We start from the raw sequence: 17004 nt of genomic DNA on the forward strand, positions 1-17004 counted from the left end.
ATTAAACCTCGTCCACGGATTGGCCTTTCAGCGCAGTACGGACCGACTGGTCCATGCGGCGTGCGGCAAATTCCTGGGTTTGTGTGTCTGTATTTTTAATCGCATCTTTAATAGCGTCGGCGTCATCGCCTGCGGCAACCGCACGCAGCTGCGCCGTTGCTTCATCGATAGCCTGACGTTCTGCGGCGCTTAGCAGCGCGGCATCGGCGGCCAGCGCACTTTCCAGGCTCTCAAGAACGCGTGCGGCTTCCACTTTTTGCTCGGCCAGCATACGCGCCTTGATATCCTGTTCGGCGTGACTCATCGAATCTTTAATCATGGTGGCGATTTCGCTGTCGGTCAGACCGTAGGAGGGCTTGACCTGAATGGAGGCTTCGACGCCGGTCGATTTCTCCATCGCGGTCACGCTCAGCAGGCCATCGGCGTCCACCTGGAAGGTGACGCGAATGTGCGCCCCGCCCGCCGGTAACGCCGGAATACCACGCAGCGCAAAACGCGCCAGCGAACGGCAGTCCTGCACCAGTTCGCGCTCGCCCTGCATAACGTGGATAGACATTGCCGTCTGACCATCTTTAAAGGTGGTGAACTCCTGCGCACGCGCCACCGGAATCGTGGTGTTGCGCGGAATCACTTTCTCCACCAGGCCACCCATCGTCTCCAGCCCTAAAGAGAGCGGAATAACGTCGAGCAACAGGAGTTCGCTGTCCGGTTTGTTGCCCACCAGGATATCGGCCTGAATCGCGGCGCCAATGGCCACCACTTTGTCCGGATCGATAGTGGTCAGCGGCGTGCGGCCAAAGAATTCACCGACGCGCTCACGCACCAGCGGCACGCGGGTTGAACCGCCAACCATGACCACTTCCAGCACCTCTTCCGCCGCCACGCCCGCATCTTTCAGCGCGCGACGGCAGGCTAACAGCGTACGTTTCACCAGCGGCGCAATCAGCGCGTTAAACTGCTCACGGGTAATATCGCCTTGCCAGCCGCCGACGTTGACGCTGACCGAATCGGCATCGCTGAGGGCGATTTTCGCCGCGATGGCCGCATCCAGAAGTTCGCGCTGCAGGCGATTGTCGCTACGATCGCTCAGCCCGGCCAGTTCACGGAGATAATCCGCCAGCAGATGGTCAAAGTCATCGCCGCCCAGCGCGGAATCCCCGCCGGTGGCCAGCACTTCAAATACGCCGCGGCTTAAGCGCAGCACCGAGATATCAAAGGTGCCGCCGCCGAGATCGTAAACCGCAATCACGCCTTCCTGACCGGAGTCCAGGCCGTAGGCAATGGCCGCGGCGGTCGGTTCGTTCAACAGGCGCAATACGTGCAGACCGGCCAGACGCGCGGCGTCTTTGGTGCCCTGACGCTGAGCATCGTCAAAATAGGCCGGGACGGTAATCACCACGCCGTCGAGCTCTCCGGACAGGGCTTCCGTTGCCCGGGCGGCCAGCGCCTTCAGGATGTCGGCGGAGACGCGAACCGGGTTGAGCAGACCGCCGGCGGTCTGAATCATCGGCAGACCATTTTCGCTGGCCTGCAGTTGGTAAGGCAGATGGGGGTAACGCGTCTGGATATCGGCCAGCGAGCGTCCCATCATCCGTTTCACGGAGCTGATGGTATTAACCGGGTCGAGGGCCGCATTGTGTCGGGCGTCGTAGCCGACGCTCAGGCCAGATTCATGGTAGTTAACCACGGAAGGCAGCAGGTAGCGTCCCTGATGGTCGGGCAGAGTTTCGGCCTGACCGCTACGCACGGTAGCGACCAGAGAATTGGTGGTGCCCAGGTCAATACCCGCCGCCAGACGACGCTGGTGCGGCGCGGCACTCAGACCAGGCTCACTAATTTGTAATAAGGCCATAATTGCTTCCGAAAATTAAAAATCGAGCAGCTTTTCTTCGAGTTGTTCTGCAACGCTCTGAAGTTTATCGAGAAAACGCAGTTTACGCACGGTATCCGCCGCCGCGTCCCACGTCTCGCTATTTAATTGTTCGACAACCTGCTGATGACGAACGTCGTACATCCCCTTCACGCGTTTGATAAATGCCGCCAGTCGTTCTTCATCCTGCGATTTTTCAATCTCATCCAGCTCTTCACGCAGCTCCAGCTGTTCCATCAGAAAAGCGGTATCGCGCACGGTGTGCTGCTCGCAGGCCAGGTCATAGCCGTGGAGTGAAAGGAGATATTCGGCGCGGGTCAGCGGATGACGGAGCGTTTGCCACGCCTGATTGATCGTGGCGGATTGCTGCACGGAGGCGAGCTGTTCGGCCGCGCTCGCGCTGGCGAACTTATCGGGATGATACTGGCGCTGCAAATCCTGGTACCGGACAGCCAGCTGTTCTTGCGAAAGGGTATAACTGACCGGTAACCCGAAGAGGGTGAAATAGTCCATAGTAACCTCAGGGTTAACGAGATAAAGCAAACCCCACTCACGATTCACCGCGGTGGGGTCCTCTACCCGTGCACATCGGGCCGCCTCTGCGTGGGCTGTAGTCGCTTACCCGCAGGACCGACTGCTGTCAGCCCCCGGGATTCACGCATTTACCGCCCTGATGCGGCCTGAAATACGTCGGATAGTGTCGGGATTATACGTTAAAGCTTTCGCCGCAACCGCACTCATCTTTAACATTCGGGTTTGTGAATTTAAACCCTTCGTTCAGGCCTTCTTTGACGAAGTCCAGCTGAGTGCCGTCGAGGAACTGCAGGCTTTTGCCGTCGATCACTACCTTGACGCCTTTATCTTCAAACACGGTGTCTTCTGCCGCCGGCTCGTCAACAAATTCCAGCACGTAGGCCATACCTGAGCAGCCCGAAGTGCGGACACCTAAGCGCAGACCGAAGCCTTTGCCACGGTTGGCCAGGAAGGAATTAACTCGCGACGCTGCGCTGTCGCTAAGAGTAATCGACATACAATAACCTCTTAATTATTTCGCTTCACGTTTGCTTTTATAATCCGCAATCGCGGCTTTAATCGCGTCTTCCGCCAGGATGGAGCAGTGAATTTTCACCGGCGGCAGTTCCAGCTCATCGGCGATATCGGTGTTCTTGATAGCCTGAGCTTCGTCCAGAGATTTCCCTTTCACCCATTCGGTAACCAGGGAGCTGGAGGCGATAGCAGAACCGCAACCATAGGTCTTGAAGCGCGCGTCTTCAATGATACCTTCATTGTTGACTTTAATCTGCAACTTCATCACGTCGCCGCACGCCGGTGCGCCAACCATGCCGCTGCCGACGCTGTCGTCGCTGTTGTCAAAAGAGCCGACGTTGCGCGGATTCTCGTAATGATCGATAACTTTTTCGCTGTATGCCATGATGAATTCTCCTTATACCCTACCGATTAATGATGTGACCATTCGATGCTGTTCAGATCCACGCCCTGTTTGAACATATCCCACAGCGGAGAAAGATCGCGCAGACGGCCGATGGATTTACGAACCAGATCAATGGTGTAGTCAATCTCTTCTTCGGTAGTGAATCGACCTAAAGAGAAACGGATAGAACTGTGTGCCAGTTCGTCAGTCATGCCCAGTGCACGAAGCACATAGGACGGCTCAAGGCTTGCGGAGGTGCAAGCAGAACCGGAGGAAACGGCCAGGTCCTTCAGCGCCATAATCAGCGACTCGCCTTCAACATAGTTGAAGCTGACGTTGAGAATGTTCGGCGCGCCCTGCTCGAGGTCGCCGTTAAGGTAAACCTCTTCCATATCTTTTACGCCGTCCCACAGACGGTTACGCAGACCGCGCAGACGCGCCATCTCGGTGTCCATCTCTTCTTTCGCGATACGGTAAGCTTCACCCATACCGACGATCTGGTGGACTGGCAGAGTACCGGAACGCATGCCGCGCTCGTGACCGCCGCCGTGCATCTGCGCTTCAATGCGGATACGCGGTTTGCGACGAACGTACAGTGCGCCAATACCTTTAGGACCATAAATTTTGTGACCGGAGAAGGACATCAGGTCAACTTTCAGCTGGCTCAGGTCGATAGGCAGTTTGCCCACGCTCTGGGTGGCGTCAACGTGATAAATGATGCCACGCGCGCGGCACAGTTCGCCGATGGTGGCGATATCCTGCACCACGCCGATTTCGTTGTTCACGTGCATGATGGAGACCAGGATGGTGTCGTCACGCATCGCGGCTTCCAGCTCTTTCAGATCGATAATCCCGTTGCTCTGCGGCGCCAGGTAGGTAACGTCGAAACCTTCACGCTCCAGCTGGCGACAGGTATCCAGAACCGCTTTATGCTCGGTTTTGCTGGTGATAATGTGCTTGCCTTTTTTCTGATAAAAGTTGGCTGCACCTTTAATCGCCAGGTTGTCGGATTCCGTTGCACCGGAGGTAAAGACGATTTCACGCGGATCGGCACCGACCAGTTCAGCAATCTGATTACGGGCGATATCAACCGCCTCTTCAGCCTGCCAACCGAAACGGTGTGAACGAGAGGCCGGGTTACCAAAGGTCCCGTCCAGGGTCAGGAACTGCATCATTTTCTCGGCAACACGCGGGTCCACCGGCGTTGTTGCGGAGTAATCGAGGTAAATCGGTAATTTCATTGCTCTTTAACTCCGTACATCACTCAATGCAAGGAACCAGGCAACCGGCTTGATGTACGACCGGGGACACGGGATGTCGCAACATCCCGGCCTGATTCTGAAATCTCTTTTTTATCGTTTTTACTCTGACTATTTCAGCCTGCCGCAGCGGTGCCGCAAGCTGAAACAAGACGAGTATTATGCACGCAGCTTGACGTCAATGGCGTCCTGAGTGCGGGTATTACGCTGGGATTCATGGCTATGCTGACGACCTGAAACATCGAGGATTTCCTGGTTATTCACCAGTTCACCCAGGGTGATGTTGTTCAGGAAGCCGGTCAGACGTTCGCTCAGGTCGCGCCACAGCGCGTGGGTCAGGCATTTATCGCCGCCCTGGCAGCCGCCTTTACCCTGACAGCGGGTCGCGTCAACCGATTCGTCTACTGCGCTGATCACTTCGCCTACGGCGATGCTGCCAGCTTCTTTACCTAACAAATAACCGCCGCCTGGACCACGTACGCTGGATACCAGACCATTTTTACGCAGGCGGGAAAACAGCTGTTCCAGATAGGACAGCGAGATTCCCTGACGTTCAGAAATATCAGCCAACGGAACCGGGCCCGATTCAGAGTTGAGCGCAACGTCCAGCATCGCGGTCACAGCATAACGCCCTTTAGATGTCAGTCTCATGTCTTACTTAACCTCAAACTCGCCCCTGCCCGGGCTTTTTATTAATATGGGTATTGCATAGCAGGGCCAAGTCTGACATTCCCGAGTAATTTGGTCAACTATTTACTTGACTGTTTTAGTCAGGTATTTAACCATCCGTGCGGTCTGTATTTGCCCGGCGGCGCTACGCTTGTGCAGGCCTGTGACGATGCAGGCCGCGTAAGGCGGAGCCGCTCCCGTCAAGGGATGCAGGCGCTTACTTCTCTTTCTTTAACTGATCGATAGAGGCCAGCATACCGCGCAGGATATTCAGTTCCTGGCTTTCCGGGCGGGCGCGGGTGAACAGACGACGCAGTTTGTTCATCACCTGCCCTGGATGGCTGGCGCGAATAAAACCGGTGGCGAGCAGGGTTTGCTCGAGGTGGCCATAGAAACGTTCTAAATCGTCAACCAGCGGATACGGCGTCTCTTCGTGCGCCGCTGCCGGTTCGTCCTGTTCCTGGGTGGCCAGCCAGGCCATGCGGACTTCGTAGGCGATAACCTGCACCGCCATTGCCAGGTTCAACGAACTGTATTCCGGGTTTGCGGCAATCGCGACGTGATAATGACATTTCTGCAGTTCATCGTTGGTCAGCCCAACGCGTTCGCGGCCAAAGACCAGCGCGACCGGTGCATGCTGCCCTTCCGCCACGCTCTTCAAACCGCACTCGCGCGGGTCAAGCATCGGCCACGGCAGAGTGCGTGAACGGGCACTGGTCCCCACCACCAGGCTGCAGCCGGCCAGGGCTTCATCCAGGGTATCAACGATCTGCGCATTGCCAATCACGTCACTGGCGCCAGCGGCCAGCGCGATAGCCTGAGAATCAGGTTTAACCAGCGGATTAACCAGCCACAGGTTGGTTAACCCCATGGTTTTCATTGCCCGGGCGACGGAACCCATGTTTCCAGTATGTGATGTTTCTACCAGTACAATTCGAATATTTTGTAGCATTATGGTTCTTCGGCTAAAGATTATTCACGCATGCTATCATAAAACGGAGACATAGGCAGATTTCACTGTTACTATGTGCGCCGTTTTTTCCCGTTCTTTAACATCCAGTGAGAGAGACCGATGCATCCGATGCTGAACATCGCCGTGCGCGCAGCGCGCAAGGCGGGTAATTTAATTGCCAAGCACTACGAAACCCCAGACTCCGTAGAAACGAGCCAGAAAGGCAGCAATGATTTTGTGACCAACGTCGATAAAGCAGCCGAAGCGCTGATTATTGAAACCATTCGCAAATCTTACCCGCAGCACACCATTATCACCGAAGAAAGCGGTGAACACGCAGGTGAAGATCAGGATGTTCAATGGGTTATCGATCCACTGGATGGCACCACCAACTTCGTCAAACGTCTGCCACACTTCTCCGTTTCCATCGCCGTACGCATCAAAGGCCGTACAGAAGTCGCGGTGGTTTACGATCCAATGCGTAACGAACTGTTCACGGCTACCCGTGGTCAGGGCGCACAGCTGAACGGCTACCGTCTGCGCGGCAGCAACGCTCGCGACCTGGATGGCACGATTCTGGCGACCGGCTTCCCGTTCAAAGCAAAACAGCACGCGACGGCGTACATGAATATTCTCGGTAAGCTGTTTACCGAGTGTGCTGATTTCCGCCGCACCGGTTCTGCTGCTCTGGATCTGGCTTACGTGGCCGCAGGCCGCGTTGACGGTTATTTTGAAATCGCGCTGAAACCCTGGGATTTTGCGGCAGGTGAGCTGATCGCTCGTGAAGCAGGCGCGCTGGTTTGCGATTTCACCGGCGGCCACAACTACATGCACACCGGCAACATCGTTGCCGGTAACCCGCGTGTCGTTAAAGCTATGCTGGCGAATATGCGTGACGAACTGAGTGAAGCGCTGAAGCGCTAATCACTCTCCCCTCACCCCGTTCGCGGGGTGAGGGGATTCTTCAAAATGGTCGTAACCCCCCGCCAACAGGCGCCGCACTGCTCCACATCACCAGCGCCGCAACCAGTAAAATCACCCCGCCCGCCAATGCCAGCGTCGCCCAACCAACGTGTTGCCACAGCGGTGGCGTCTTATTGCCGCTGAGCTTAACGGCCAGCTGGCGGAAACCATGAACCAGCAGCGCCAGCCCGCTGATGGTCAACGAAGTGCCTGCCGCCATCGCCAGCGCCGCCGCCATTCCCCAGTTAAACACGCCAATCACTTTACTAAACAGCAGGACCATAATCGCCCCGGAACAGGGCCGCATCCCCATCGAAAGGATAATGACCAGCCGCGCGCGCCAGTCATCGCCGCTTTGGAGCTGTTCCGGCGCGGGCATATGCTGATGTCCGCATCCGCACTGAGCATGATGAACGTGGTGCGGCGTAAAGGCGATAAACGTCGGTCGTCGCAATACCGCGCACAGCTTTTTCACCGCCCGCAAGCACAACAGCAGGCCCAGCGCCCCCACCAGCAGATAGCTGCCTTTCTCCAGCCAGAAGCTGCTGAGATGCAGCTGTCTGGCCGGCAGTTGCAGGAGAGTTAATACCACCACGACCAGCGCAATCGCCACAACGCCCTGCAGGAGCGAGGCCGCCAGGGTCAGCATAATACTGGATTTAAGTTTTGCCGGATGCGTGGCCAGCCAGGTGGTAATCACGATCTTGCCATGACCAGGCCCCAGGGCGTGCAGCACACCGTAGATAAAACTGAACGCCAGCAGCGATAATCCCGCCGCTGAGGGATTGTCCGCAACCGCTTTCAGCAGACGGCTGAGCTCAAGATTCAACGCCCGCTGCCAGACAGCGCTTTGCAGCAAGACCTGCGGCCAGGCCTGCCACAGCCAGATCCCCGCCGCTGTCGCCAGCAGCAAAAAAAGCGCCAGCGGCCACATCTGGCGCAGACGCGAAGTGCGTGCGGTGTGAGAGAAAATTACGGACATGTCAGCGTCACCTTCTGGGCAAAGTAGGTTCCCAGCGCCATATCTTCCGGCGGCGCGTCGGCTTTATCGAGAGACTGGGCAAAAGCCGCCATTTTTTCATTCGGTTCCGGCGTGACCACCTTGACCTTACATGTCGTGCGTAACGCGGCGGGCAAGGTGACATCGCTCGCTTTGTCATAGTGCATATCAACATAATAGGTCGGATCGAATGTCGACAATGTTAGCGTCTGTCCGGCCAGCGGCTGAGGTTTTGCCAGCGGCAGCGTAAACGTCAGCACCGCCTGGTGACCCTCGCGTTCGAGGCCATAGCCATCAGGTCGATTATCAAACTTCACCCGCTGGCCGTTGTGCCATAGCTCGCTGAAGTAATGCTGGCCGAGCACATTGGCCATCACCTCTGCCGCCAGTTTTTTCCACACCTCATCCCCTGGCTTTGCGTTCCCCGCATCGTAGAGCAAGTCTGCCGAAGTGATTTCATCCATCGTCCAGCGCATGTTAAAACCGGTGAGCAGCCCGTTGTCCGCCACGACTTCCGTTTTCAGGCTAATGAAGCTATGCGGGTGCGCTAGCACACTAAATGATAAAACCATGAAAAATGCCGCACTGGTGCATTGTTTCACTCTCTTCATCCGATCCTCACGTGAAAAATTCTGTGAACTTAGCCAGCAATCCTGACGTAAAGGCGCCGAACTGCCCTGATCTCCATTCATCCATTAGCTATTCTTAGCAAAAACCCTAACTGGAACTCACCAGATGATGACCGTCATTGAACCACCATCTGCGCTTTCCAGTCCACAGCGCCGTAGTCAGGTACTGCTGATGTTTTATCTGCCCGGGCAGCCAGTGACGCCAGAACAGCTTAGCCACATCAACCAGGTTGATGAGTCAACGGCCCGGCAGGATATCGCAGAGACCGCACGCGAAATTCAGCGTTACCACCGACTGACGCTTTCGTCACAGGTGGACGGCAGCTACCGGATTGAAGGTGCTGTCATCGATCAACGACTGTGTCTGCTGCACGGCCTGCGGCGGGCATTACGTTTATGTCCGCATTTTATTGCCCACCATTTTACGCCGGCATTAAAAACGCAGCTTAAACTACAGGGCATTGCGCGGACGCTGTATGACGACACCAACCTGCAGGCGCTGGTCAACCGCTGCTCGCGGATGCTCAACCGGCAGTTTGACTGTCGCGATGTTCATTTCCTGCGTCTGTATCTGCAATATTGCCTGCTGCAGCATCATCTTGGACTGACCCCGGATTTTACCCATGAGCAGCAGCGCTGGACGCAACAAGCGGCGGAGTTCGCTCTCGCCCAGGAGATCGTTCGCCACTGGCAACGCCGGGTCGCCAGCACGCCGCACGCGGGCGAACAGCTGTTCCTGACGCTGCTCTTTATGTTGTTGAAAACGCCCGATCCCATCCGCGACGGCCATCACCAGGACCGGCGGTTACACCTGGCAATCGACCGCTTAATTCATCGCTTCCAGGATCTGGCGGGTCGGCCGTTCAGCGATGACCAGGGACTGAGCGATCAGCTTTATATTCATCTGTCGCAGGCGCTCAATCGCAGCGTGTTCGCCATCGGTATTGATAACGCCCTGCCGGAAGAGATTAGTCGTCTCTACCCGCGGCTGATGCGCACGACCCTGGCCGCGCTACGCGAGTTTGAAGCGACCTACGAGATTACGTTTAATCAGGAAGAGGTGGGGCTGATTGCGGTGATTTTCGGCGCATGGCTGATGCAAAAAAGCGACCTGCATGAAAAGCAGGTCGTGCTGCTTACCCACGATAATCCCGTTCTTGAACAGGCGCTGGAACTCCAGCTGCGCGAACTGACGCTGCTGCCGCTGAATATCAAATATCAAAGCGTGCAGGCTTTTGAGAAGGAAGGCGCCCCCAAAGGCGTGGCGCTGGTCGTCACACCGTACGCCACCGCATTACCGCTGTTCTCACCGCCGCTGTTTCACACTGAAGAGATGTTCAGCGATCACCAGCGGCAGCATATTTGCAAAATGCTGGAGGATTAGGCAACCGCTTTCGGCCGCAGCACCAGCGCCGGGAGGGCCACCAGCGCCATCACCCAGAATACGCCCTGATGCAGGTGCTGATAGAGGAAGCCGGCGAAAACCGTCATCACCGCAATACTGCCGCCCATCGCCACGGCAGAATAGACCGCCTGCAAGCGTATCACTTCGCTGCCCTGGCGCGCGGAGATATAGCGCATCGCCGCCAGGTGGCACACCGTAAAGGTGCCGCAGTGCAAAATCTGGGTGACGATCAGCCACGGAAGAGCCGTGGTTGCGCCCATCAGCGTCCAGCGAATCAGACCGCACACGGCCGAAAGCAGCAGCAGCTCCCGGGCGCTGAAGCGACTGAATACTTTTTTACTCAGTGCAAAGATAACCACTTCCGCCACCACGCCCAATGACCATAAATAGCCCACGGCAGAGGCAGAGTAACCGGCTTCCTGCCAGTAAATCGCGCTGAAGCCGTAGTAGGCGGCGTGCGCGCCCTGGAGCAGACAGACGCAGGCGAGAAAGCGCCAGCTTTGCCGTATCAGCGACAGCCAGGCCGCTACTCCCGCCCCTTCCTGATGACGAGACTCCCCTTGCGGCATCACCGAGGGTTTCAGCAGCATCCCCAGCAGCATAGAGGCAACGCCGAGGCTGAGCAGCAGCAGAATCGCCCGATAGTCAAACAGGCTGACCAGTTTACCGGTAAGCGCCGAGCCGATAACAAACGCCACAGACCCCCACAGACGCACGCGCCCGTAGTCCATGGTTATCTGTTTTTGCCAGGTGTTGGCCAGCGCATCGGTCAACGGCACCAGCGGAGAGAAAAAGAGGTTGAACCCCACGATCACCACCGCCAGCCAGGCAACGTGGTTTCCGGCCCAAAAGGCCAGGGCAAACAACAGCACCAGTAGCGCGAGGATACGCAGAGCGGAAATCAGCCGCGCGGGATCGCTGACCCGCGGCGCGATGAGCAGGCTCCCCAGGAAACGGGCCACCAGCCCCGCGCCCAACAGCATACCGATGGTTTCCGGCGTTAAGCCGGTTCCCGCCAGCCAGACGCTCCAGAATGGCAGAAAAATGCCGTAGCTGAAAAAATAGGTGAAGTAACTAAGCGCCAACCAGCGCGTGGAGTGCAAGACCATGATTCCCTCCCGAATGGAGTCGATAGTCTGGCGATAAAGCATGAATGCCGCAAGGTGAAGTTGACCTGCCCGCTTCCGGGCAGGTCGGGCTTAAAGCGGACGAACATTCAGCACCATTTTTTGCCGCAGGCTTTCACCGCGTGCCAGCACGGTTAGCTGGCCAAATCCCGGACGATGATGATCGTCAGGCGCGTGGCTCATCGGCTCAAAACAGAAGAAATCAAATTTATAGCCTTGATCAAACGCCGGATCGGACACAAAAACAAAATAGCATGGCGCCGGCGGTTCGGTGGTCATAGAGAGCTGGTACCCCAGTTCCGGTTGCCGGATCGTCGCGATGCCATCCCAGCCGGAGAACCCATTATTCACCCAGTGCCCGGGGAGTGGCGCAGACTGATTGAAATCCAGTTCCTGCGGCAAACTCTCCTGATACTCCCCGGTAAGCCACTGTTCTTTCTCCAGCCAGTAGCCCGTGGCCCGCGCCTGCACCCGCGTTTCCTGTGACAGCGGTAGATAGGGATGCCAGCCCAGGCCAAACGGCAGCGCGTCGCCATCATTCGTCACACGCAGTTCCATCTCCACGCCGCTTTCGCTTAGGGTAAAGCGCTGCTGCGCGGTGTAATGATAGAGCCCCTGGCGATGAACATACTCTAGCGTGAGGTGCGTGGGAGATTGATCCATACAGCGCCAGCTATTCAACCAGCCATCGCCGTGAAGATAGTGGCTATCCCACTCGACGTTTGGCGCCAGCCGATGCTCCCCAGCCGGCGAAGAAAACTGATTGCCACTCACCCGGTTGCCAAACGGCACCAGTGGAAAGCAAGAGGACTCCACCGCCACCCCGCTATTCAGCCCAGGGCGCAGCAGCGGGAGTGTTTTCCCCTGATGCTGCCACCATAACCCCTCGATCGCGCCGCCGCGCTCCGCAACCTGCAGCCTTACCCGATCGTTATCCAGTGTAAAAAGCGTCATCATGGCTCCTTAATCGGGGAAATTAATCACCACTTTGCCGCATTTACCGCTGGCCATCAGCGCGTAGGCTTCCCCCGCCTGGGCAAGCGAAAAACGATGGGTAATCGCGCTATGCGGCCACAGTTTCCAGTCGGTCAGATCGCGGGCGCACTTCTCCATATGGAACAAACTGGTCACCCAGGAGCCAATAATACGCCGCTGGTGGTGCATCAGATCGGCGCTCACCTCGAACTCAACCTTCCCGGTTTCACCGATGTACACCACTCTTCCCCAATCCGCCGTAGACTGCAATGCCAGCAAACGCCCTGCGGCATTACCAGAACAATCCAGCGCCACATCCGCGCCGCCGTGCGTCAATTCGGCAATCCGCGCCGGGAGGTTCTCCGTTGTCGCCAGGAAGCCGTTATCCATCACCCCCAGCTGTTTCGCCGTCGCCAGACGCTCCGGCAACATATCGACGCCAATCACGCGTTTTGCACCGCGTCCTTTCGCCAGCATCATCGCCATCATGCCAACGGGCCCTAACCCGACAACCAGAACGTTGTCACTGCCGGAAACCTCGCCGCGCAAAATGCCTTCATAGGCGGTTCCTACCCCGCAGCTAATAAACGCGCCATCTTCATAGCTCAGTGCGTCCGGCAGATGAATAAGGTCTTTTTCCTCCGCCAGTAAATATTCTGCATGGCCGCCATCGCGCTGCCAGCCATAGGCCGCTTTGCCCTCTCCGGTGCAGGAGATAGGAAAACCACGGCGGCAGTTGGAGCAAAAACCGCAGCCGGAAATATGGTAAACCAGCACTCGGTCCCCTGCTTTAAAGTGTCGGCATCCGGCCCCGGTCTCTATAATTTGCCCACAAGGTTCATGGCCATTAATAAAGCCTTGATACAACGGCTTATCCGGCGCGGCGGCGGTACCACGATGCTGATGATAAATATAATGGACATCGCTGCCGCATATTCCTGAGGACTTCATTTTAATCAACACCTGGTTAATCCCCGGCGTTGGTACGGGAACTTCGCGTAGCTCTACGCTTGAGTTGCCCGGTAAAAAAGCAGCCAACATTGTTTTCATAATTCCCTCTAACAAATTGATGAATATTAATGTTTATGTTTACTGTTGCGCTGGGTCAGTAATATATTTGCCAGAACAGCAACCACGATAATTAATCCGCGAACGACCTGCTGGAAGAATGAGTTAATACCCAGAAGCACCAGTCCATTGCCAATAAGGGTAATCACCAGCACGCCTAATAAGGTGCCAAATAGCGAACCGCGGCCGCCGGACAGTGCGGTACCACCGACCACCACCGCGGCGATAACATCAAACTCGAGGCCGTTGGCAGCCCCCGCATTGCCCGAACCAAGACGCGCCGCCAGCAGAATACCGGTAATCGCCGCCAGCAATCCTGAAAGCGTAAAAATCAAAATACGCACCCGCTTAACGTTAATCCCGCAGAGCTGCGCCGCCGTTGCGTTGCCCCCGGTGGCAAACACGGAACGGCCAAAGGCGGTTTTGCGGCTGATAAACACAAAGATGACGAACAGAATCAGCATAATTAATGCCGAAACGGGTATGCCAAAGAGCTGCCCACCGAGCCAGTCCAGCACCTCATTTTCATCGATGGGAACCGGTAGGGCGTTGGTCATGAAGAGCCCCATGCCACGCAATGCACTCCATAAACCTAAGGTTGCGACAAAGCTCGGCACGTTGAATACGCCTCGCAACACGCCAGCGAGAGTCCCCAACGCAGCACCGAGGATTAACACCAGCAGGCAGGCAAGACTAAGCGGAACCTGAAACTGCAGCAGAAAGGCGAGGCAGACGGAGATAAACGCCACCATCGGACCGACGCTGACATCAATCTCGCCGGAGATAATAATCAGCGTCATCGCCCATGCGGCAATACCAATCGTTGCCGCATCGCGCAGCACGTTCATTTGATTGTTTAAAGAAATAAATCCCGGCGCGTTAAATGAAAACACCAGATATAAAATAGCGATCACCACCAGCAGGCCAATTTCATTAATATGACGGCTGATAAACTGCTTGGGTGTGGCACTTTTGCCTTGCGGCAGCGTTAATGATGAGGCAGACATCTGTTAATTCCTCAATAAACGTAATGGCTAATGCATGGATAAAATTGCCGACATTAATTCATCGACATTTACGGGGGCTAAAAGCTCACGGGTAAATTCACCGTTTTGCAGCAGCAAAATACGATCGCAGACCAAGGGCAGTTCCTCTATTTCACTGGAAATGAATACAACGCTTTTTCCTTCAGCGGCGAGCTCCCTCACAATTCGATAAATCTGCTGCTTGGCTTCGATATCAACCCCGCGCGTAGGCTCATCAAGAAGTAAAATGTCACTTTCGGCATAAACCCAGCGGCCAATCACCACTTTTTGCTGGTTCCCCCCCGATAGCGTCCCGATAGCAGTCTCTGTATTTGCCGCCTTGACCGTCATTCGGTTCATGACCGCGGCAGTTAACTGCTGAATCCGCTGCCAGTTCAGGACGCCACGGCGGCTAACTTTGTGCCGGTTGGTCATCACCGTATTTTCATCCACGCCCAGCAGCGGAATGATGCCCGCTTCCTTACGGTTTTCCGGGGTATAGCCCACGCCACTCTTGAGCATCGAGGTATACCGTGGACGCGAAATGCGCACACCATTGAGCGTGATCTCCCCCTCAGCAAACGTTTCTAAGCCGATGATGGCCTTAAGTAGTTCACTACGACCCGATCCCAGCAGCCCGGCAATACCCAGCACTTCGCCACGGTGCAGGGTAAAATTAATCTGCTGAAGCTTAGGGGGATGGCGTAGCCGGGCCACCTGGAGTACCGGGGTTGTCAGGGCGATTTCAGATTTCACCCGCGGTAGATCGATGTGCTCCCTTCCTAACATCAGCGACACGATTTCCTGGGTTGTCGTCCTCTCCAGAGTGACATCACCTGCCACCTGGCCATCGCGCATAATGGTGGCGCAAGAGGCGATACGGCGTATCTCCTCCATTCGATGACTGACATAAATCACGGCAACGCCCAGAGCTGACATTTTCTTTACCGCGTTAATCACCAGTTCGACCTCCGCATTCGCCAGTGAACTGGTCGGCTCATCAAGAATCACCACCTGAGGTTGACCTTTCATCACACGGGCGATTTCTACCAGCTGCTTTTGTGCCGGACTAAGCGTGTCGACCAGCGCATCTGGCGGGACATCAACCCCAAGAGAGGCAAGAGCCTCTGTGGCCTGGCGGGCCATGGCGTTTTTGTCGATCGTGCCATTGCGACGCGGCCACTGACCAAGACAGAGGTTCTCCGCCACCGTTAGCCCCTCGACCAGGCTTAACTCCTGGTATACGGCTCTGACGCCCAGCTCCGCAGCCCGGCGGGTTAGCGTTGCATCGTTCCCTTCAAGACGGGTCCCGGCCAGCCAAACCTCGCCGCTATCGGGACTTTCGCTTCCGGTCAGCATGCGAATTAAGGTGGACTTACCCGCGCCATTTTTCCCCAGTAGCGCCCGAACTTCGCCTTTTGACAGGGTAAAATCAACGTTATCCAGGGCGACGACGCCGGGATAGCGCTTATTTCCCCTCAGGATCTGCGCCACCGGCACCGCCGTTTTTTCTGTTGCCGTCATCGAGTCTTTACCTCAGTTATTCGACAGGGGAATTAAGGCAAGCCATCGACATGCGTAGCCAGCCACTGCTTACCGTCTTCAGATTTGGTATAGGTATCGATAGCAACAGGGATAATTTTATTGGCTGGCGGAGTTTTATTAATCACATTCAGGGTTTGCGCGAAAACGGCGTTACCCATTTTCTTGCCGGAAATATCCACCACCGCTTTTAGTACCTGATAGCTGTTTAACTCCTGGGCTATTTCCGTGGTCATATCAGAGCCAAATACGGCGATTTTCCCGACCTTATTTTGGTTGCGGACCGCTTTTACCGCCCCCAGCGTTGCCCCTCCAGACTCTCCCATAATGGCGTCCAGATCAGGCGAGGAGATAATCAGTTTCTCACCAACTGAAATAGCCTTATCCAGAACGGTTCCCTCCTGATTCGCAACAATCTGCATATCCGGAACTCGCGCCTTCAGCGCGGCTTCAAAACCTTTGCGCCGCTGTACGCATACTTCAAATGCTTCACAGTTGATGACCGCAATTTTCGGTGCGCTAATATTGTTGGCAATAAAATAATCTGCCGCCGCCTCGCCAAGCTTTTTACCGAACTCAAGTGGGTCGCCAACCAGGTAGGCAGAGACATATTTGTCGACACCTTTCTCATTAATACAGGTGTTGTAGCAAATCACCGGAATACCGGCTTCATTAGCCCGACGCACCGCGCGGCTACTGCCATTTTCTGAAACGGCGGAAAGAATGATGGCATCCACGTTACGCGCGACCAGCGTATCGATAAATGAACTCTCTTTAGAAATATCGCCTTGCGCGTTGGTTTCAATCAGCTGAATTTTCGCATCGGTGCTTTTGGCTGCATCCTGAACCCCTTGCCGTACCCCGGCGTAATAGCCCTGGGTATCAAGGTAGATAGCACCAACGGTGATATCCTTTGTCGCGCTATAGACGGGGAGTGAAATACTCAACGACGTTAACAGTAAACATAAAAAACATGAGACTGCCTTACTTTTAGACATACGTGCCTCCTGTAGGGTCAGGCATTTATTGTTGTTTGGATTCTGCGGCATTCGGGCCTGCCGCAGAACGATTTCACATATTCTAAACAT

17 protein-coding genes are annotated in these 17004 nt (G+C 55.8%); 2 read left to right on the forward strand and 15 right to left on the reverse strand.

The window, feature by feature from the left end; genetic code table 11:
- Window position 1: 1 nt before the first annotated feature.
- The 7 genes from hscA to trmJ form a co-directional block, all read right to left on the reverse strand.
- Window positions 2-1852 (reverse strand): Fe-S protein assembly chaperone HscA, encoded by a 1851-nt coding sequence (hscA, locus tag ROR01S_RS03725; RefSeq protein ID WP_015583706.1) that lies wholly within the window; start codon window positions 1850-1852, stop codon window positions 2-4.
- Between the two features lie 15 nt (window positions 1853-1867).
- On the reverse strand, window positions 1868-2383 hold the full coding sequence (hscB, locus tag ROR01S_RS03730; protein WP_004866378.1) for a co-chaperone HscB: 516 nt from the start codon (window positions 2381-2383) through the stop codon (window positions 1868-1870).
- Window positions 2384-2576: 193 nt separating this feature from the next.
- The gene (iscA, locus tag ROR01S_RS03735; RefSeq protein WP_004866380.1) at window positions 2577-2900 is read right to left on the reverse strand and encodes an iron-sulfur cluster assembly protein IscA; all 324 of its coding nucleotides are present in this window, start codon (window positions 2898-2900) and stop codon (window positions 2577-2579) included.
- Between the two features lie 15 nt (window positions 2901-2915).
- On the reverse strand, window positions 2916-3302 hold the full coding sequence (iscU, locus tag ROR01S_RS03740; protein ID WP_004866383.1) for a Fe-S cluster assembly scaffold IscU: 387 nt from the start codon (window positions 3300-3302) through the stop codon (window positions 2916-2918).
- 26 nt (window positions 3303-3328) lie between these two features.
- Window positions 3329-4543 (reverse strand): cysteine desulfurase, encoded by a 1215-nt coding sequence (gene iscS / locus ROR01S_RS03745; protein WP_048024182.1) that lies wholly within the window; start codon window positions 4541-4543, stop codon window positions 3329-3331.
- A 177-nt stretch (window positions 4544-4720) separates the two neighbouring features.
- Window positions 4721-5212, reverse strand: a complete 492-nt coding sequence (gene iscR / locus ROR01S_RS03750; RefSeq protein WP_004866388.1) for a Fe-S cluster assembly transcriptional regulator IscR — start codon at window positions 5210-5212, stop codon at window positions 4721-4723.
- Window positions 5213-5447: 235 nt separating this feature from the next.
- On the reverse strand, window positions 5448-6182 hold the full coding sequence (trmJ, locus tag ROR01S_RS03755; protein WP_015583705.1) for a tRNA (cytosine(32)/uridine(32)-2'-O)-methyltransferase TrmJ: 735 nt from the start codon (window positions 6180-6182) through the stop codon (window positions 5448-5450).
- Window positions 6183-6302: 120 nt separating this feature from the next.
- On the opposite strand from trmJ, the gene suhB reads away from it, so the two are divergent.
- Entirely contained in the window at window positions 6303-7106 is an 804-nt protein-coding gene (gene suhB / locus ROR01S_RS03760) for an inositol-1-monophosphatase (protein ID WP_004866394.1), read from the forward strand.
- Window positions 7107-7146: 40 nt separating this feature from the next.
- Here suhB and ROR01S_RS03765 read toward each other — a convergent pair whose 3' ends face one another.
- On the reverse strand, window positions 7147-8127 hold the full coding sequence (locus ROR01S_RS03765; RefSeq protein WP_064359120.1) for a nickel/cobalt transporter: 981 nt from the start codon (window positions 8125-8127) through the stop codon (window positions 7147-7149).
- Complete coding sequence (locus tag ROR01S_RS03770) at window positions 8118-8756, reverse strand: DUF1007 family protein (RefSeq protein WP_004866398.1); 639 nt, start codon at window positions 8754-8756, stop codon at window positions 8118-8120. The genes ROR01S_RS03765 and ROR01S_RS03770 overlap by 10 nt, the downstream gene beginning before the upstream one ends.
- 124 nt (window positions 8757-8880) lie before the next feature.
- Between ROR01S_RS03770 and csiE the strand changes: the two genes are divergently transcribed.
- A complete protein-coding gene (csiE, locus tag ROR01S_RS03775) occupies window positions 8881-10158 on the forward strand; it encodes a stationary phase inducible protein CsiE (protein WP_064359121.1) in 1278 nt (425 codons plus the stop codon).
- Here the strand turns inward: csiE and ROR01S_RS03780 are convergent.
- The 6 genes from ROR01S_RS03780 to ROR01S_RS03805 all read right to left on the reverse strand — a co-directional run bounded on the left by ROR01S_RS03780 (window position 10155) and on the right by ROR01S_RS03805 (window position 16914).
- Window positions 10155-11288 (reverse strand): 3-phenylpropionate MFS transporter, encoded by a 1134-nt coding sequence (locus tag ROR01S_RS03780; protein ID WP_004866402.1) that lies wholly within the window; start codon window positions 11286-11288, stop codon window positions 10155-10157. The two genes, csiE and ROR01S_RS03780, sit on opposite strands and share 4 nt — an antisense overlap.
- Before the next feature lie 90 nt (window positions 11289-11378).
- Window positions 11379-12260 carry an aldose 1-epimerase gene (locus tag ROR01S_RS03785; protein WP_032718058.1) on the reverse strand — a complete coding sequence of 294 codons (882 nt, stop codon included), beginning with the start codon at window positions 12258-12260 and terminating at the stop codon, window positions 11379-11381.
- Window positions 12261-12269: 9 nt separating this feature from the next.
- The gene (locus ROR01S_RS03790; protein WP_004866406.1) at window positions 12270-13331 is read right to left on the reverse strand and encodes a zinc-dependent alcohol dehydrogenase family protein; all 1062 of its coding nucleotides are present in this window, start codon (window positions 13329-13331) and stop codon (window positions 12270-12272) included.
- Window positions 13332-13357: 26 nt separating this feature from the next.
- Window positions 13358-14356 (reverse strand): ABC transporter permease, encoded by a 999-nt coding sequence (locus ROR01S_RS03795; protein WP_004866408.1) that lies wholly within the window; start codon window positions 14354-14356, stop codon window positions 13358-13360.
- 27 nt (window positions 14357-14383) lie between these two features.
- A complete protein-coding gene (locus ROR01S_RS03800; protein WP_015583701.1) occupies window positions 14384-15898 on the reverse strand; it encodes a sugar ABC transporter ATP-binding protein in 1515 nt (504 codons plus the stop codon).
- A gap of 32 nt (window positions 15899-15930) precedes the next feature.
- Window positions 15931-16914, reverse strand: a complete 984-nt coding sequence (locus tag ROR01S_RS03805) for a substrate-binding domain-containing protein (protein ID WP_015583700.1) — start codon at window positions 16912-16914, stop codon at window positions 15931-15933.
- Window positions 16915-17004 lie beyond the last annotated feature (90 nt).

This window comes from Klebsiella ornithinolytica NBRC 105727 = ATCC 31898 (assembly GCF_001598295.1).
GTDB classification, from domain to species: domain Bacteria; phylum Pseudomonadota; class Gammaproteobacteria; order Enterobacterales; family Enterobacteriaceae; genus Klebsiella; species Klebsiella ornithinolytica.

Excerpts from the sequence above, each read along its gene's own strand:
- hscA (WP_015583706.1), bottom strand. The coding sequence starts at position 1,852 with ATGGCCTTATTACAAATTAGTGAGCCTGGTCTGAGTGCCGCGCCGCAC.
- hscB (WP_004866378.1), bottom strand. The coding sequence starts at position 2,383 with ATGGACTATTTCACCCTCTTCGGGTTACCGGTCAGTTATACCCTTTCG.
- iscA (WP_004866380.1), bottom strand. The coding sequence starts at position 2,900 with ATGTCGATTACTCTTAGCGACAGCGCAGCGTCGCGAGTTAATTCCTTC.
- iscU (WP_004866383.1), bottom strand. The coding sequence starts at position 3,302 with ATGGCATACAGCGAAAAAGTTATCGATCATTACGAGAATCCGCGCAAC.
- iscS (WP_048024182.1), bottom strand. The coding sequence starts at position 4,543 with ATGAAATTACCGATTTACCTCGATTACTCCGCAACAACGCCGGTGGAC.
- iscR (WP_004866388.1), bottom strand. The coding sequence starts at position 5,212 with ATGAGACTGACATCTAAAGGGCGTTATGCTGTGACCGCGATGCTGGAC.
- trmJ (WP_015583705.1), bottom strand. The coding sequence starts at position 6,182 with ATGCTACAAAATATTCGAATTGTACTGGTAGAAACATCACATACTGGA.
- suhB (WP_004866394.1), top strand. The coding sequence starts at position 6,303 with ATGCATCCGATGCTGAACATCGCCGTGCGCGCAGCGCGCAAGGCGGGT.
- ROR01S_RS03765 (WP_064359120.1), bottom strand. The coding sequence starts at position 8,127 with ATGTCCGTAATTTTCTCTCACACCGCACGCACTTCGCGTCTGCGCCAG.
- ROR01S_RS03770 (WP_004866398.1), bottom strand. The coding sequence starts at position 8,756 with ATGAAGAGAGTGAAACAATGCACCAGTGCGGCATTTTTCATGGTTTTA.
- csiE (WP_064359121.1), top strand. The coding sequence starts at position 8,881 with ATGATGACCGTCATTGAACCACCATCTGCGCTTTCCAGTCCACAGCGC.
- ROR01S_RS03780 (WP_004866402.1), bottom strand. The coding sequence starts at position 11,288 with ATGGTCTTGCACTCCACGCGCTGGTTGGCGCTTAGTTACTTCACCTAT.
- ROR01S_RS03785 (WP_032718058.1), bottom strand. The coding sequence starts at position 12,260 with ATGACGCTTTTTACACTGGATAACGATCGGGTAAGGCTGCAGGTTGCG.
- ROR01S_RS03790 (WP_004866406.1), bottom strand. The coding sequence starts at position 13,331 with ATGAAAACAATGTTGGCTGCTTTTTTACCGGGCAACTCAAGCGTAGAG.
- ROR01S_RS03795 (WP_004866408.1), bottom strand. The coding sequence starts at position 14,356 with ATGTCTGCCTCATCATTAACGCTGCCGCAAGGCAAAAGTGCCACACCC.
- ROR01S_RS03800 (WP_015583701.1), bottom strand. The coding sequence starts at position 15,898 with ATGACGGCAACAGAAAAAACGGCGGTGCCGGTGGCGCAGATCCTGAGG.
- ROR01S_RS03805 (WP_015583700.1), bottom strand. The coding sequence starts at position 16,914 with ATGTCTAAAAGTAAGGCAGTCTCATGTTTTTTATGTTTACTGTTAACG.